Origin of the sequence: Gemella massiliensis (genome assembly GCF_900120125.1) — a bacterium.
Lineage (GTDB): Bacteria > Bacillota > Bacilli > Staphylococcales > Gemellaceae > Gemella > Gemella massiliensis.
This window is the reverse complement of record NZ_LT635545.1, coordinates 336,225-353,000: the sequence shown is the minus strand read 5'-3', so window position 1 is coordinate 353,000 and position 16,776 is coordinate 336,225. Positions and strand designations below refer to the sequence as shown.

General features: G+C 30.9%; 13 protein-coding genes. 10 read left to right on the top strand and 3 right to left on the bottom strand.

Going from position 1 to position 16,776, the window contains the following annotated elements:
- Positions 1–9: 9 nt before the first annotated feature.
- Positions 10–603, top strand: coding sequence for a G5 domain-containing protein (locus tag BQ7358_RS09285; RefSeq protein ID WP_371524246.1), 594 nt, complete (start codon positions 10–12; stop codon positions 601–603).
- Between the two features lie 430 nt (positions 604–1,033).
- A complete protein-coding gene (locus BQ7358_RS04335; protein ID WP_072520250.1) occupies positions 1,034–4,030 on the top strand; it encodes a GbpC/Spa domain-containing protein in 2,997 nt (998 codons plus the stop codon).
- A 234-nt stretch (positions 4,031–4,264) separates the two neighbouring features.
- Here BQ7358_RS04335 and BQ7358_RS04330 read toward each other — a convergent pair whose 3' ends face one another.
- Together BQ7358_RS04330 and BQ7358_RS04325 are read right to left on the bottom strand one after the other, a co-directional pair.
- Complete coding sequence (locus BQ7358_RS04330) at positions 4,265–5,428, bottom strand: multidrug effflux MFS transporter (protein WP_062171757.1); 1,164 nt, start codon at positions 5,426–5,428, stop codon at positions 4,265–4,267.
- Between the two features lie 495 nt (positions 5,429–5,923).
- Positions 5,924–6,178, bottom strand: coding sequence for a hypothetical protein (locus BQ7358_RS04325; RefSeq protein ID WP_062171754.1), 255 nt, complete (start codon positions 6,176–6,178; stop codon positions 5,924–5,926).
- Between the two features lie 129 nt (positions 6,179–6,307).
- On the opposite strand from BQ7358_RS04325, the gene BQ7358_RS04320 reads away from it, so the two are divergent.
- Entirely contained in the window at positions 6,308–6,790 is a 483-nt protein-coding gene (locus BQ7358_RS04320) for a hypothetical protein (RefSeq protein ID WP_231723784.1), read from the top strand.
- Between the two features lie 252 nt (positions 6,791–7,042).
- Here the strand turns inward: BQ7358_RS04320 and BQ7358_RS04315 are convergent, their stop codons facing one another.
- On the bottom strand, positions 7,043–7,810 hold the full coding sequence (locus BQ7358_RS04315) for a MurR/RpiR family transcriptional regulator (RefSeq protein ID WP_062171751.1): 768 nt from the start codon (positions 7,808–7,810) through the stop codon (positions 7,043–7,045).
- A 233-nt stretch (positions 7,811–8,043) separates the two neighbouring features.
- On the opposite strand from BQ7358_RS04315, the gene BQ7358_RS04310 reads away from it, so the two are divergent.
- The 7 genes from BQ7358_RS04310 to polA all read left to right on the top strand — a co-directional run bounded on the left by BQ7358_RS04310 (position 8,044) and on the right by polA (position 16,668).
- Positions 8,044–9,750: a PTS transporter subunit EIIC gene (locus tag BQ7358_RS04310; RefSeq protein WP_062171747.1), complete on the top strand. Its 1,707-nt coding sequence runs from the start codon at positions 8,044–8,046 to the stop codon at positions 9,748–9,750.
- Positions 9,751–9,754: 4 nt separating this feature from the next.
- Entirely contained in the window at positions 9,755–10,513 is a 759-nt protein-coding gene (locus tag BQ7358_RS04305; RefSeq protein WP_062171743.1) for a Cof-type HAD-IIB family hydrolase, read from the top strand.
- A 249-nt stretch (positions 10,514–10,762) separates the two neighbouring features.
- A complete protein-coding gene (locus tag BQ7358_RS04300; protein WP_062171741.1) occupies positions 10,763–11,221 on the top strand; it encodes a DUF4064 domain-containing protein in 459 nt (152 codons plus the stop codon).
- Between the two features lie 194 nt (positions 11,222–11,415).
- Entirely contained in the window at positions 11,416–11,823 is a 408-nt protein-coding gene (locus tag BQ7358_RS04295; RefSeq protein ID WP_062171736.1) for a hypothetical protein, read from the top strand.
- Complete coding sequence (locus BQ7358_RS04290) at positions 11,824–12,768, top strand: polyprenyl synthetase family protein (RefSeq protein WP_062171732.1); 945 nt, start codon at positions 11,824–11,826, stop codon at positions 12,766–12,768.
- Positions 12,768–13,952, top strand: a complete 1,185-nt coding sequence (locus tag BQ7358_RS04285; RefSeq protein ID WP_072520249.1) for a tetratricopeptide repeat protein — start codon at positions 12,768–12,770, stop codon at positions 13,950–13,952. The genes BQ7358_RS04290 and BQ7358_RS04285 overlap by 1 nt, the downstream gene beginning before the upstream one ends.
- A gap of 100 nt (positions 13,953–14,052) precedes the next feature.
- On the top strand, positions 14,053–16,668 hold the full coding sequence (gene polA, locus BQ7358_RS04280; RefSeq protein ID WP_062171725.1) for a DNA polymerase I: 2,616 nt from the start codon (positions 14,053–14,055) through the stop codon (positions 16,666–16,668).
- Positions 16,669–16,776: the final 108 nt, after the last annotated feature.

Below are 16,776 nucleotides of genomic sequence, written 5' to 3'. Positions count from 1 at the left end.
GATAGCGAAGTGGCAACTGTTGACACTATAAAAATTACTCGTGTAAATAAAGATACCGAAACGAGAAAAGAAGCTGTTAAATTTGAAACTAAAGAAGAAAAAGATGATTCTAAATATGTTGATGAAAAAGTAACAAAAGTAGAAGGTAAAGACGGTGAAAAAGAAGTAACTGTTGAAGCTGTTAAAGAAGATGGAAAAGTAGTTTCAGAGAAAGTAGTTTCAGAGAAAGTAATTTCAGAACCGACAACTAAAGTGGTACTTGTCGGAACAAAACAACGTCCGGCGGCAGAAACAAGTACGGCAACATACACTGCAAAAACTGCAGGAGGATCTATAGTATTAAGAAATGGTAATACTGCCGGTGCAACAGGCTCAGCGGCTGCACAAGAAATGGCAAGAAGAACGGGAGTACCGGCTTCAACTTGGGAAGCTATTATTGCGCGTGAATCTAACGGACAAGTACACGCTAGAAATGCTTCAGGAGCGTCTGGGTTATTCCAAACAATGCCCGGTTGGGGTTCAACAGCAACGGTTCAAGATCAAATAAATGCGGCAACCAGAGCATATAAAGCACAAGGACTTTCGGCTTGGGGTATGAGATAAAAATAAATAAAATAAGAAAAAGAGTGAACTTTATTATTTAAAGTTTGCTCTTTTTTTGTTTTGCATATAGTCATCAAAACCTTACAAATATTTGACTGTTAGATAAGGATTTTTCGTGAGTAGTTATATTTTAAACAATTTTTTAACATTTACTAAGGTGTGTTTTTCTTGTATTATAATAAAATTGTGTATAAAAATGTAGGATTTAATTTACATCTTAAATAATACATAATATTATAAAATACTTAACAAGAGGAAACCACTTATATCAGCGATGTAAACTATTATTCCTAATATATATTATAACATACTAAACTATTGTTGTAAATTAAATCCTACTTTAAAATACAAAGAAAGGAAGAAAATTTGCAAATGCAAAAATAAAATTTTAATCGAAAAATTAATTTTTAATAATAAAGGAGGCTATATTATGAGTATGAAACTCAAAGAAAAAGGTAGAAAGGCATCTACCTTGTTTTTATCGTTATTAATGCTGCTTAGTGTATCAACACAGAATTTAACAATACACGCAGCGGATAAAGATAAAGGTATTGAAGTAACTGTTGATAGAACAGAACTTGACAAGAGTGTAAAACAAGCACAAGATACCCGAGTAAATGTAAAAAAAGAAAGTGATATTGATAAAGGGGTAGCGGCGACAAAAGTTGAAGCGGATAAAAAAATCGCTGAGATAAAAGACGACTATAATCAACAGATACAAAAGCTAAAACAAGCAAAACAGGAATTAGATAAATACAATGCAGAAAAAGCAGAGTATGATAAGAAAAAACAAGAATATGATAAAGCTCTTGAAAAATATAAAAAAGCAATGGACGAGCTTGAGAAAAAGAAAAACGAGGATGGTTATATGGTTAAGCCATATCCACAATTTCTTATTTTTAAATCTGAACCTAACGCAAAGTTAAGTTTTTCTGCTAAGAAATATACAAGAGATGAATTTGAAAAAGAAGTAAAATCTTGGAATGTTGGAACAAAACCTTGGAGATATGTATATTTTGATATATTAAACAAAGGTCAAGGAGCTAATGCCGCAAGGGTTATGTTAGAAAAAAATAAACCATTTGTGGCTACCTATACAAATTTACAAAATTCTTATTTCAATGGTAAGAAAATTTCTAAAGTAGTATATACATACACTTTTACAGATATTACTGGGGCAAAAGTACCTAATAAACTTCCAGTTGTTCTACAAAATGATCCCACTGTTACGATATGGTATAATGACTTTTTTGGTAGTGCACGAATTAACTTAAAAGTAAAATTTTATGATGAGGCTGGTAAAGAAATTGATACTAGAGGAGCATTGCTTAGTTTTTCGTCATTAAATCGTGGGAATGGTTCGTCACAAGTAGAAATAGATGCGATTGAGAAGGTTGCTTCTTTTAATGGAGAGTATATTACTATTTCAGGATCTTCTATTACCCCACAAGCTGATGGTGGTGCGTATGCAAGTAAAGACAATACGGCAAAAAGTAGAGGATCAAGATTTGATGTTACAGAATGGGATACAGAAAGTGCAACTAATAAGTGGTATGGTGCTATTGTAGGGCGAGTGACTAATCCAGAAATTAGTTTAGATATTGCCTCATACAAAAGTGGTTGTGTATGGTTTGCTTTAAACTCAGACATTAAAGCTCTGGGTGTTCCAATAAAACCTGTAGAACCAACACCACCAACACCACCGGTAGAACCTAAAAAACCGGATATAAAAGTAAATTATCATTACGATATTCTTTATGTTAAATCACAAGTTGAGAAAAAAGTAACAGATGAAGCTGATAAAGATATAAATAACGCCACAGTTCAAACAGGTTCGGTTGTAAAATTTAAGTTACAAACATCAAACTTCCCTGCAGGACACGAAGAAATTAAATCATTAGTATTTAAAGATATATTGCCGGAAGGGTATGAACTTAACCTAGAAGGAACAAAACAAGCCAGTCCGGATTATGATGTAACATATGATAAAGATTCCAGATTACTTATATTTAAAGCAAAAGACGCTCTATTAAGTAAAATAAATGCTGAACCGACGAAAGAAGCACAAGTGCCTTCACCGATTATTACAGGTAAGGTAACAAAAGAAGGTACAAAATATGAAAATCATTTTGATTTAGATATTAATAATGTTTACAAAGTAATATCAGAGCCTGTTAAAGTAAATACACCGGTAAAACCAAGTAAAAAAGTATTTACAGGGCAGGATACAACAAACATAGACGGAAAAGTAGTAAAACCAAATCAAGAATTAACATATAAAATTGATTATAAAAATACAACTGGAAAAACACAAGAAGTAGAAATTACCGATGTTATTCCAAAATTCACAAAATATATAGAAAACAGTGCAAGTGATAACGGGGCATACGACAATAACACCAAAAAAATTACATGGAAAAAAACAGTAGAAGACGGTAAAGAATGGAGTGTAACATTTAAAGTAAAAGTTGATAGTGATGTAAACGGAAAAGTAATCGATAATATAGGGCATACAAAAGATGCTGCTAATAGTTTCGATACAAACATTACATCAAATCCAACGCCAAAAGAGCCGGTAAGAGATGTTGTAGACAATAAAGGGACAACAATAAACGGAAAAGTAGTAAAACCTGGAGAAACTCTAACATACACTGTTGAATACAAAAATACAACAGACCAAGATAGAGAAGTAACAATTAAAGATAAAATCCCGGCATACACAACATATATACAAAACTCAGCGGATAACAACGGAAAATTCGCTAATGGTGAAGTAACATGGAGTAAAAAAGTAGCTAAAGGCGAAACATGGAAAGTAACATTTAAAGTAAAAGTAAACAATGACGTAGATGGTAAAGAAATTAAAAATATAGCCCGTACATCAGACGGAGTATTGGATATAGATACCAACCCAACAAATAACCCGACACCGAAAAAGCCGATAAAAGATGTTGTAGATAATAAAGGAACAACAATAAACGGAAAAGCGGTAAAACCTGGAGATATCTTAACATATACAGTAAGTTACACAAATACAACGGGAGAAGACCGAGATGTAACAATTAAAGATAAAATCCCTGAATACACAACATATGTAGAAAATTCAGCAGATAACAATGGAAAATACACAAACGGAGAAGTAGTATGGACTAAGAGAGTAGCCAAAGGTGAAACATGGACAGTAACATTTAAAGTAAAAGTCAATGAAGAAACATATGGCAAAGAGATTAAAAATATAGCCCGTACATCAGACGGAGTATTAGACATAGACACCAATCCGACAACTAATCCGGTACCACCGACAACACCAAAAACACCATTACCAAAAACAGGTAATGAGGCAACAAATGGAATATATGCAGGAGTGGCAACATTATTGGCAGGACTTGGATTAGCATTAAGAAGAAAAAGAAAAGATGAAGAATAGAAATAAACAAAAGTAATAAACGTTTTGGGCTATTAAACAAAACTGATTAAAAAATCAGGAAAAGAAAGAGTGATGGAAAAATTCATCACTCTTTTAATGTTTTGTAACAAACTTGATATATCTCGGTAAGTAAAACACCTTTATTAAAAGTTTATTTATAGAATAACTATTGTGAAATTTATAATTGATAATTAAAATAATCGCCAAATCAAGATTATTTGACGATTATTAATATTATATTTTTTTCTCGATAGTTTTAAACAGTAAATAAGAAATTGCTGAACAAAAAACGATTGCTATAGCACTGGAATGAAAAATATTACCCAATCCGACGAGTGGAGAAACTACACCCCCCAAGAAAAACGGTAGGAAACCGAATAATGCAGAAGCACTACCTGCACGTTCTCTTTCCAAGTTCATTGCAAGAGCGGAACCCGAAGGAAGTATAAATCCTAATCCCAGCAATAAAAAGAAAAAGCCTACTTCAACAAATAAAAATGGCAATGCTAAAGTTAAAATAATAGCTAAGTAAATACTTAGAATTAGCATAATACTTAATCCTAATTTAATACTTTTCTTTTCTTTAAAGCGTCCGGCTGCCTTACTACCTACAACAAGAGCGAAACCGTTTAAACCGAAGCACAAACTATATAAGAATGGTGATAGTTTATAATGTGTTTGTAAAATAAATGGAGATGCGGCTATATAAGCGAACATGGTTGCTAATGCAAATGCTTGAATTAAAACAAGAATAGTAAACAGTTTATTTTTTGATACTAAAACTATAGAATTATAGGTTTTTAATATAGGTACATTAAGTCTTTTTTCTTCTTTCAATGATTCTACTAATTTAAAAGCTGCAATAATTATTATTGCACCGATGATTGCAAGTGTAATAAAAATACCGCGCCAATCTGTTAATTGAAGCAACAGACTTCCTGCAACAGGAGAGATTATCGGAGCTAGTCCATTAACCGCCATAAGTAAAGCGAAAAACTCCGCCATTTCTTTTCCGCGATAAAGGTCGGTAGAGATAGCACGAGATATAACAACTGCCCCTGCTGATGAAATACCTTGAACAAATCGCAAAATAATCATTGCGTAAATGTTGGGGAAAACAATAATAGCTATAGTGCTGATTAAATAAATAATAAGACTAATAATTAAGGGTTGTTTACGCCCGAATTTATCACTGATAGGACCTATAAGAAGTTGTCCTAACGCAAGCCCTACCATACTTCCTGTAAGTGTTAACTGAATAGTCGAAGTATTAGCTCCAAAGTATTCTGCCATAAATGGAAGTGCCGGCAGATATAAATCTGTGACAAATGGTCCAAATGCAGATAACGTTCCTAAAAATAGAACGAGAAATAGTTTTGAATTTTTTTTCTGTGTTATGTAAATTCCTTTCTTTTATAAATTATATTTTCTAATTATATCATAAAAAAAATCTTTTCGTAATAGTTAAATTTATATAAATTTCTAAGAAGAAAATAAATTTAGATATATTAACAAGTGATTAAGACCCAAAAAGATTTTCTTATTATATTCATTTATGTAAACAATAAAAATGAAATAAAATTATGGGAAAATCATATGTTAAAGTAGAGTTATATAAAGGTTAAAAAGGGAATATTTCAGTTTAGTAGTGAAGAAAAAAAGAGGTGAGTGTGGAAACTCATCTCTTTTTTTGAAGTGGTATAACAATAATTAAAGAACTGATTTAAAAAATAAAAATTCTGATAAACTTTACTTATAAGTAGTCAGGGTTGTAAATTTATTGCTTTAGGAATATGCTTTAAAAAGTTTTTTCAAATCTAATGAATTGTTGGAGATTTCTACTTAACAAAATTGATTTTTAATAAAATCTTAATTTTGAGCCGCTTTATATAGTTAAAAATCAATATTATTAATTTTTCCGATAAGATGTTTTGTAATAAACCAACGTAAAGTATAAATATATATTGTATATGAAAAAATAAGTAGGGTACTGAAGATAGTGACCTTATTATTTTTAAAGAAAATAAAGTTTACTATTAGAATAATTAAATATAAAATAACGCCAAATAAAAATTTGAACATATTTTTTTTAATCCAAAGGTTATATTTTTTTAATAATTCTTCTTTTTTGTTATTTGGAGTATTCATTACAATTTTTCCTTTTTTCTTTCGCTATTTAATCCTATTATATCATCTTTCTTTCATTTTTTATAAGTATATTGGTCAATAACTGTATAAGTAAATTGTAAAATGGTATAATATAGGAAAAATAATTAAGTGAATGTACAAGAAAAGAGCATTGGAAAGGTGGGAGAAAAAATGTGTGAGGAGTGTTACTCAACTGAAAATAGAATAACACCGTTGTTAAATCCTTTGGAATGTTTAGAAGATCATACTCAGTATATTTGTGGAATGTGTGGGCGTTGTATTTGTATTGAATGTGATCCGGTTAGAGGGCTGAAAAGATGGAATTTCCCTTTTAAATCTTTGGAAATTGCAAAATTATATTTACGAACAGCCGATTACAGTATGAAAAGTTCGTGTGGTATTTACGAGATAAAAAATGAGAGAAATGGAAGATTATCGTATAAAATTTTAGCAAATAGTAAAGAATTGAAAAGTTATTTAAGGAAGAACAAGGATAAAACTTGCAATACTATGAAATCTGTTTTTGCTGTTGAAAAGTATAGAGAGTATAATAATACAAAAGTGAGGAAGTTAACCTCCAAAGAAATTCAAAAATATATGGAAGAGCGATAATTCTAACTTAAAAATCCACTTACGTAGTAGGGTAGTTGTAGGAGTTCATACCACTAATCATTACTGTAATATTTGTAAAATAATATATACATAATAAAACACTAGGTAACTTATTATTTAGCCGTACTTTAAAAAATATTTTTTTGAATATAGCTATCTACCTAGTGTTTTTTAGTTTTTATTTTGGAATATATTTGTCAATATATTTTGAATTATTTGTAGTGTAAAAATCTTTATTTTATACTCGTATTATTAGTCTATAATATACTGACCCGGGCTCATGGTGTTGACGATTGTTTCAAAAAGAATAATTCCGACAACATTTAACATAAGGCGAGAGCGGATTTTTTTTCTGGTTTTAGGTGCGTCATAGACTTTTATAACATGGTCGCTTATTTTAGCGAGGGGGCTGTTAGACAAGCTGGTTATTGAAAGAATGGTTGTTCCGTTTTGTTTTGCTTCTAGAAGGCTGTCGTTGATAATCTCGGTATTTCCTCCTAAAGAAAATACCAAAATAACATCTTTGTTTGTTGAAATATCGGATATGCGTTTTATAGAATAATGTTCGAAATAATCGTTAGACCAGAGATTGATAAGTTTGAGCTTTCTATTGAAATCGCTCATAACCATATAACTGGAACCACTACCGACACAAAAAATTCTGCGGGATTTTATAATAATATCCGAAAATATCTCAAAATCTTTTTGATTTAAGATAGACATGGTACGTCCAAATTCAACGCTTAGTTGTTCCTTTAATTGAACGAAGTTGGAAGTGGATGAATTTTCGCTTTTGGATAATTCTTTGCTTGTTCTCAAATCATATTTTAAATCAATAAATGTGTTATAGCCGAGTTTTTTACAAGCACGGATAATGGTTGATGAAGAAACTAAGACTGCTTGTCCAATTTCTTTTAACGTGACGTACTCAATATTATCTTGTTTCATTAAATAGTCTATTGCTTGTTGTTCGGAGATAGATAATTTATCGTAATTTTCTTTTAAGTTATTAAAAAACATAATTCACTCCTTTGAGTAAAATTTACTAAATTTTTCATTGTGATTATTATAAAGTATAATAACATAAAAATAATGAAAAGGAAAGCGATTGTATCAAGTTTAAAAGATGATTAGTAAAATATTACCTAAATAGTAAAAAAATACAATGAAAGTAACTTTTAAGCAAGATGAGAAAAATCGTTTTCAGATTTGTTATAATATATACATATAATTTTAAAAAGGAGAAGAAAGTAATGGCAAAGAAAAAAAATAAGTTCGTTTCCGCTTTTGAGCAATTCGGACGTTCATTCTTATTACCGGTATCTGTACTTCCCGGTGCAGGGATAATTAAAGGTATTGGGACTGCATTCAGTAATTCAAACACTTTAAAAATGTTTCCGGCATTAAAAAATGATATTATTCAATTTATTATGAAATTTTTAATTGTGCTTGGGGATACGGCATTTAATAACTTACCGATAATTTTTGCAGTAGGAGTAGCGGTAGGGCTTGCTAAACGTGAAAAAGGTTCAGCTGCTTTATCAGGATTATTAGGATTTATCGTTTTACATTATGTACTAAACTTCCTACTTGTACAAAGTCATAAACTAGTTGATACCAGTAAATTATCAAGCAATGAGGCTAAATTGGCATTGTCAAATGCCATGCAGACAAAAGTTCTTGGTATTCAAACAATGGATCTTAGCGTATTCGGTGGTATTATCGTCGGTATTGTTGTTTACTTCGTTCATAAATGGGCGGTTAAAGTACAACTTCCAACGGTAATCGGATTTTTTAGCGGACCACGTTTTGTACCGATTGCGACTATTATAATTATGTCGGTAGTGGCAGCCGGATTATTCTTTGTTTGGCCGCCGGTACAAAGAGGAATTAGTGTTCTGTCAATATTTATTTTGAAATCAGGACCGATAGGGACATTTCTTTACGGATTGGTAGAACGTGCTTTACTTCCGTTTGGTCTTCATCACGGTTTAAACTGGCCGGTTCGTACTACAGAACTTGGAGGAGCATGGGAAATTGGTGGACAACGTGTTGTTGGGACAATTAATGCTTACTTAGCATCATTAGCTGATCCTAATGTAACACATGTTGACCCAAGTATTACACGTTTTAACGGTGGTAAATTCGTTTACTTTATGTTCGGTTTATCCGGTGCAGCTTATGCAATGTATAAAACTGCCGATCCTAAAAAACGTAAAATGGTAGGTTCATTATTATTTGCAGCAGCAGGGACATCATTCTTAACCGGTATTACAGAACCAATTGAGTTTACATTTTTATTTGTAGCACCTATCCTTTATATCGTACACGCATTCTTAGCGGGGTCAGCACTATTTGTAATGCACATGTTGGGAGCGGGGGTTGCGACACCTACAGGACATGGTTTTATTAACTGGGTAATTTACGGTGTACTTCAAGGGCCTAAAACTGCTTGGTGGTTAGTGCCGATTGTTGGGATAGTATATTTCTTTATCTACTACGTTGTCTTTAGATTTATGATTGTTAAATTTGATCTTAAAACACCGGGACGTGAAGATACTGACGATGTGAGATTATCAAATAAAAAAGAAGCACGTGCTAAACTGGGTGTAGAAATTGCAACAATCGGTAAAGAAGAGTCACCAAAAGAAGTGGATAATACAGCAAGTGATGATGAAGTTATGGAAACCGTTCAAAAAACACCGGAAGGAATTCACAAGCAAGCTGTTGAATTGGTAAAAGCACATGGTGGAGCAGAAAATATTGAAGCGGTAGATGCTTGTATTACACGATTAAGAATAAATGTTAAAGATAAAAGTTTAGTAGATCAAGAGAGAATTACAACTAAACTGGGAGCTATGGGATTTGCGGAAAGTGATATGCAGATGCAATCTATTTATGGTTCTCACGCAAATGTGTTAAAAATGGAAATTCAAGATATGCTTGGTATGGAGGAATAGGTTTATGAAAAATTTGTTTGTTACAGACTTAGATGGAACATTTGTAAAAAATTCGGTGTTCGTCGAACAAGGTGATTTAAGGGCGTATCATAGTGCAAAAAAATATGGGGACTTCTCAGTTGCGACCGGGCGATCTGTTGAAGAAATCAAATATATTGCCGAAGGTGATAATATAGAAGTCACACATATGATAGGGTTTAACGGAGCGGTTGTAACAAGACAAAATGAAATTATATTTGAAAAATATATTCAAGAAAAAGATTTAGAGGATATTTTTAAATATTTAAAAGAAAATAAACTTATATTTGATGCTTTAGACGGCAAACAAAGAATTGGCAACTTCAATCATGAGAAAAAGGATAGACTTTGGAACATGGAGCTTATTTGTGTGGATAATCCTTTTGAACTATTGGTTGGGAAAACAATTTATAAGATAAATGTAAGACCGTGTAAAGAAGAATTAAATTCTCATTATGAAATTATGAGAAAATTATTTCCGAATGTAGAAATTTACAAATCGGGATCAACAAGAATGGAAATAACAGCTAGGGGTATTTCTAAAGCGAGTGGAATAAAATTAATAAAATCAGGATATAATAGAATTATTGCTTTGGGTGATTCCGGAAATGATGTGGATATGTTTAAAATAGCCGACATTTCTTACTGTATGAGCGGTGCTCCGAAAGAAGTGCAGCAACAGGCTACATATGTAGTAGAAAGTTTTGCAAAAGCAATAGAACATTTTGAAGAAAATTATAAATAGTATAAAAACCATTATCTATCTAAAAAGGTAATGGTTTTTGAGTTGTTTCATATATCATATTAAATTTTGGGACTGTTCCAAATACAGGGTATGAAAAAATTATATTCTTGTATTATTTTTCATCTGGATAATAAATTTGACACTTTAGTGGAAAATTAGCGCAAAAATTTAAAATATGATATACTAAGATTGTGGTAGTTTATATAAAAGTTACTATAATATTTATTAAAACATAAGGAGGAGTTATTTATGAAACCATTTAAAAGGACTACTGAAAAAATTTTAGCTTGGATAGCTAATGTGTTATTATTAATTATTACCGGTGGTTTAAGTTATGTATCATTTATTAGTAGTACAAAAGATATATTAAAAAATCCGGAGTTTTTAAGAGCGTTTGAAGCCAGCTTAGCTCAACAAAATGCGTCTATTCCTACGGATAAAGCATTAGAATTAGGTGTTGCAACATTTAAAATTTATACGGTAATTTACATTGTTTTATTAATATTAGCATTGATAGCGACATTTATTATAAAAAAACGTATTATTGCCGGTATTTTCTTCTTGTTGGTAGCTATCGGTGTCGGTATAACATCAGTTGGATTTTTCTTCCCAATTTATATATTACACTTTATAGTAGCGATAATGTTATTTGTAAGAAAAGAACCTGAAGATGATATTAATCAAAACGAAACGGTAAGTTATTTATAAAAAATTAAACTATTGATTTAACTTGATAAAAGACATATAAAACTTTCTAACTAAAAAGAACCGAAAAATTTATTCAATTTTTCAAAAGGTAGTAACCATAGTTCATAAGTGTTAGAAAGTTTTTTAGTTTTGAAATTTTTATTAATATCTATATTGTGTTATAATAATAGGGATAAAAAACTTGAGGTTTTACAATGAAGACATATAGTTATAATAAAAAATTTATAGAAAAGTTAAATCTTTTTAAAATAAAAGAGCGTTATCATTTTAATAATGAAGAATATAACAAAGCTATATTTTTTGCTTTGAGTTCTTTAGAGCAGCATATAAAGGAATTTTCTACCGATAACATTAAAACTAAGTCATTGCTTTTTGGTGATTATTATAGTTTTGAGTATTATAGTTTATTAAAAAAAGATTTGGTTAAACTGAAAAAATTGACAGATATTATGAAGGTCGGGTATCAAAAATTATTAAATAATAATTCGAGTGTAGATAAATTCATTATTAATATTATTTATGTGTGGTTTGAGTTTTATGGTAAAAAAATAGATGATGATGACAGAACCTTTATCAAAAAAGTAGTATGGGCGGAGAATTAAATGTTAAAACAGTATGACGGATTGATAGCGGAAGTGCTAGAAGATATTTTTGAAATAACAAAAAGCAACGATAATAAATTAAATAAAGTTATTAAGAAATATTTTTTGAATGGCGGAAAAAGGATAAGGGTGCTTTTGTTGCTTATCTGTGCAAAATTAGGAAATTTTAGTGAGAATAAAAAAGATATTATCCGTCTTGCTGGTATCGTTGAAATTATTCATACTGCGAGTCTTATTCATGATGATATTATTGACAATGCACAAACTCGTCGCGGGGATGTGACACTAAATAAAAAATACGGGAATTATTTCGCCTTGTATGTTGGTGATTACCTTTTTGCGGTTGTTCTTAATACAATTAGCGAATTTAAAGATGAGAGATTGCATACTTATCTTGCGATGACTTTAAAAGAGCTTTGTGTCGGCGAATTAATCCAAGAAGATGATTTGTATAATGTTAATACGAGAAGATTAGATTATTTGAAAAAAATAAAACGTAAAACTGCGATTCTTATCGCTTTTTCTTGTGTAGCCGGCAGCATTATTTCGGGGGCGGAGGATAAGGATATAATTAGCAGTTACAGATATGGCTATTACCTTGGAATGAGTTATCAAATAGTTGATGATTATTTGGATTTTTCCGGTGGAAATAACCTCGGTAAAGAGTCGGGACAGGATTTAATAAATGGAAATATGACTTTACCGGCGATAATTGCTAGAGAATATAATAACGAGTTATTTTTAGATTTTTGTAAAGACAGTAGCATAGAGTATAAGCAGAAGATAATAGATTTTATAAAAAGTAATGAAGAGATATTGGAACAAACACTTTCGGTGAGTGTAAGTTATTTAGAAAAGGCACGTTTTATCATTAGAGATATGGATAAAAAAATACGTCTGGAATTAGAATATGTAATGAATAAATTAGCAAGGAGAGATAAATAATGGATATACAAAAATTTTTAGAAGAATTTAAGGGTATTGACTTGGAACAATTAGATAGAGAACAACAGGAAAATTTCCGTTCAATTTTATTTAATAATGGATTGTTTGAGGATGCACTTGAGTTGTCAAGAATTATTTATGAACAAAATAAGGAAGAAGACGATGCGATTGAAGGATATGTTCATAATTTAATGTATCTTAATAAAAAGGATGATGCCCTTTTTATTTTATATAATGCTGAAAAAACAGCACCGGTTTTGTATTTAGAGGGTATGATTTATAAAAATGACGGTTTGTTGGAAATTGCAGAAGATAAGTTTCAACAGGCACGCAGTAAAACCAAACACCCTGAAGCTGTAAGAAGTATAGATTCGGAGTTGGTGTCCATTTATTTAGAAACCGGTAGGGAAAATAAGGCGAAAATTATGAGTGAAAGAATTTTCCATGAAGAACCGTCTGCTGAAAGTTTTCATTTGGCATTTGATAATTTATTTGTAATGGGTTTATTTGAAGATGCCGTTGATTTTTATACAAGACACGGTAGGGAGTATGAAGATGCCAATTTATTATTCGCTGTTGCATATTCGTACAATCAGCTTAAAGATATTGAAAATTCAAAAATGTACCTTTTAAAAACAATAGATTTAGATTCGGAGTTTGTTGATTCTTATTTACATTTAGGTCATATGTCAAAAGGTGAAGAAGCGAAAAAATATCTTGAAAAATACATCGAACTTCAAGGTGTTGCACACAGTGCCTATTTGCACTTGATTTCTCTTTATAACGACGATAAGGAATATGATAAAATCCGTCAGTTGATGAAAGAAGTTTTAACAAATATGGGAATTTCGGAAGAAACTCTATATATAGCGATTTATGCTTTAAAAACTTTATTTGAATATGATAAAATTTATAGTTTATATAATGAACACGCCATTGTTAAAGACGATCCGATTTTGTTAGGTGCTGCCTTAAATGCTCTATCGGAAGAGGAAGATTATATTGATTTTGTTGAAGAAGAAGCGGTGACTTATGTTGAATTATTGCATGACGAACCGACTTATTTGGAAACACTAAAAAATGTTTATGAGCTAACAGGAAGTAAAAGAGTTCATGAAATTATAGAACATTTTGAACATCATCACCATCATGGTTGTTCACATAATCATCATGATGAATATTAATTAAAAGAGGAGGAACTCAGAGGTAGAAAATTTGTGATTTTAAAAAATTTTTACTTGTGAGTTTTCTTTAGTTTATTAACGGTATAATAAGGAGATAGACATGGATAAAATAATTTTATTGGATGGTAATAGTTTGAGCTATCGTGCTTTTTATGCTATGCCGGCACTAAAAAATAAAAAAGGGTTATACACGAACAGTGTTTATGGTTTTACCTTAATGTTGGAAAGAGTTTTAACCGATGTTAAGCCGAAATATGCACTTGTTGCCTTTGATAAAGGAAAGCAAACTTTTCGACATAAAAGTTACGAAAATTATAAAGGTACACGTGATAAAACGCCTGACGAGTTGGTGGAACAGTTCGGTTATGTAAGAGAGCTTATAGAATCTTATGGAATAAAATATGAAGAGCATTTTGATTATGAAGCAGACGATATTATCGGAAGTTATGCACGTTTGGCAGAAAAAGCCGGCTTAGAAGTTATTATTGTTTCAGGCGATAAAGATTTAACTCAGCTTGCAAGTGAGAATATCACAATTTATTATACAAAACGAGGAGTAACGGAAATTGATTATTATACTCCGGAATTTATTAAGGAAAAATACAATTTAACTCCGGAACAAATAATTGATATGAAAGGTTTAATGGGAGATAAATCTGATAATATTCCGGGAATAGCCGGAGTCGGTGAGAAAACTGCGATTAAACTGCTTACCGAGTATGGAAGTGTTGAAAATATTTTAGATAATATTGATAATATAAGCGGTAAAAAGTTAAAAGAGCGTCTAACAGAGGGGAAAGAAGATGCCTTGATAAGTAAAAAATTGGCTACTATCCATACAGAAGTACCGTTAGAAAATAAACTGGAAGAATTAATTTTTGAAGAAAACAGAAAAAAGAAAATAAAATTATTTGAAAAATTGGAGTTTACCTCATTTTTAAAAAAATTACGTATAGAAGCGGAAAAAGAGGGCTTAGAAACAGAGGAAGAATTGGAGATAATCCATGCTACTGATAAAACAAGAATAGATTTTAATTCAGCAAGTATCCATGCGGAATGTTATACGGAAGATTATCATAATTCCAGTGTGGTAGGAATAGCTGTTTATAATCAAGAAAAAATTTATTTATTTAGTGAAGATTCTTTTTTTAGTAACGAAACGGTTTTGGACTATTTAACTTCCGAAAATAAAAAGATAGTATATGATTACAAAAAATTGATGTATTTAGCGTTAAAAAACGGTACTACAATAAACGGAGATGTTTTTGATGTTATGATTGCCGCATATTTAGCAGATGTAACTTCAAAAATTCAAATTGATAAAATAGTTTTTAATTATCTTGGAGAAATTTTAAAAAGTGATGAAGAAATCTACGGCAAAGGAGCAAGAAGAACCTTACCGGTTAATAGTGTGATTCATTCCTATTTAGCTCAGATAGTAAGTTATATTTCAAAATTAGAAGAGCCGTTAAGGGAAAAATTAATTGAAGAAGATATGATGAATCTTTTTGAGAACATAGAAATAAAAACCGCAAAAGTGTTAGCAAAAATGGAATTTGAAGGTATCCATGTTAGTAAAAAAGAGTTAGAAATAATGAGCGTAGAACTTGATAAACGAATTTCAACGCTTGAGGCCGGTATTCATGCTTTAGCAGGTGAAGAATTTAATATCGCATCTCCAAAACAACTGGCGGTAATTTTATTTGAAAAATTAAATTTACCTCCTATAAAAAAAATAAAAACAGGATATTCCACTTCTGTAGAAGTATTGGAACAACTCCAAAACGCTCATGAAATTATCCCGCTTATAATGGAGTACAGAATATTGGCAAAACTTAATTCGACTTATGCTAAAGGATTAGTTAAAGATATTACTCGTGAAGGGAAAATTCATACACGTTATGAACAAACATTAACTCAAACAGGAAGACTATCATCGGTTAATCCAAATCTTCAAAATATACCGACAAGAATAGAGGAAGGAAAGAAAATTAGAAAAGCATTTATTTCAGGCTCTGAAGATAGAGTTATTTTGTCAATTGACTATTCCCAAATTGAATTAAGGGTATTAGCTCATATTGCGAATGATGACAGAATGATTGATGCTTTCGAACATGATATTGATATTCATGCAAAAACGGCAAGTGATGTGAATGGAGTTACACTTGAAGAAGTAACCCCTGCTATGCGTCGTGAAGCTAAGGCGGTAAATTTTGGGATAATATATGGTATTTCCGATTTTGGATTATCAAATAATCTGGGAATAACAAGAAAACGTGCAAAGGAATTTATTAAAAAGTATTTAGAAACATTTCCGGGGGTAAAACAGTATATGGAAGATATTGTAAACTTTGCGAAAGAAAAGGGGTATGTTGAAACGCTGTACCATAGAAGAAGAAACCTTCCGGAAATTAATTCGAAAAATAAAATGATAGTAAATCTAAATTCACGTATCGCAATGAATACACCAATTCAAGGCACTGCAGCTGATATAATAAAAATCGCAATGATAAATGTTAACGATTATATAGAAAAAAACAATATTGATGCTAAATTGTTGCTTCAAGTTCATGATGAATTAATTTTGGATGTAAATAAAAAAGTGGTAGAGGAATTTACAAAAGAAATAGTGAAAATAATGGAGAGCGCCGCTAAACTATCTGTAAAACTAAAAGCGGAGGCAGGTGTTGGAGATAGTTGGTATAATGTTAAGTAAAATAGCAAAAAAAGGCGAAAAATTGTATTAATTAAATAAAAATTTACCTCTTATAATATTATTAATAAGGTATAGGCTAAAGTTGAAAAAATTGGCTTTAATAAGAGA

Excerpts from the sequence above, each read along its gene's own strand:
- BQ7358_RS04335 (WP_072520250.1), top strand. The coding sequence starts at position 1,034 with ATGAGTATGAAACTCAAAGAAAAAGGTAGAAAGGCATCTACCTTGTTT.
- BQ7358_RS04285 (WP_072520249.1), top strand. The coding sequence starts at position 12,768 with ATGGATATACAAAAATTTTTAGAAGAATTTAAGGGTATTGACTTGGAA.
- BQ7358_RS04325 (WP_062171754.1), bottom strand. The coding sequence starts at position 6,178 with ATGAATACTCCAAATAACAAAAAAGAAGAATTATTAAAAAAATATAAC.
- BQ7358_RS04310 (WP_062171747.1), top strand. The coding sequence starts at position 8,044 with ATGGCAAAGAAAAAAAATAAGTTCGTTTCCGCTTTTGAGCAATTCGGA.
- BQ7358_RS04300 (WP_062171741.1), top strand. The coding sequence starts at position 10,763 with ATGAAACCATTTAAAAGGACTACTGAAAAAATTTTAGCTTGGATAGCT.
- polA (WP_062171725.1), top strand. The coding sequence starts at position 14,053 with ATGGATAAAATAATTTTATTGGATGGTAATAGTTTGAGCTATCGTGCT.
- BQ7358_RS04315 (WP_062171751.1), bottom strand. The coding sequence starts at position 7,810 with ATGTTTTTTAATAACTTAAAAGAAAATTACGATAAATTATCTATCTCC.
- BQ7358_RS04290 (WP_062171732.1), top strand. The coding sequence starts at position 11,824 with ATGTTAAAACAGTATGACGGATTGATAGCGGAAGTGCTAGAAGATATT.
- BQ7358_RS04295 (WP_062171736.1), top strand. The coding sequence starts at position 11,416 with ATGAAGACATATAGTTATAATAAAAAATTTATAGAAAAGTTAAATCTT.
- BQ7358_RS04305 (WP_062171743.1), top strand. The coding sequence starts at position 9,755 with ATGAAAAATTTGTTTGTTACAGACTTAGATGGAACATTTGTAAAAAAT.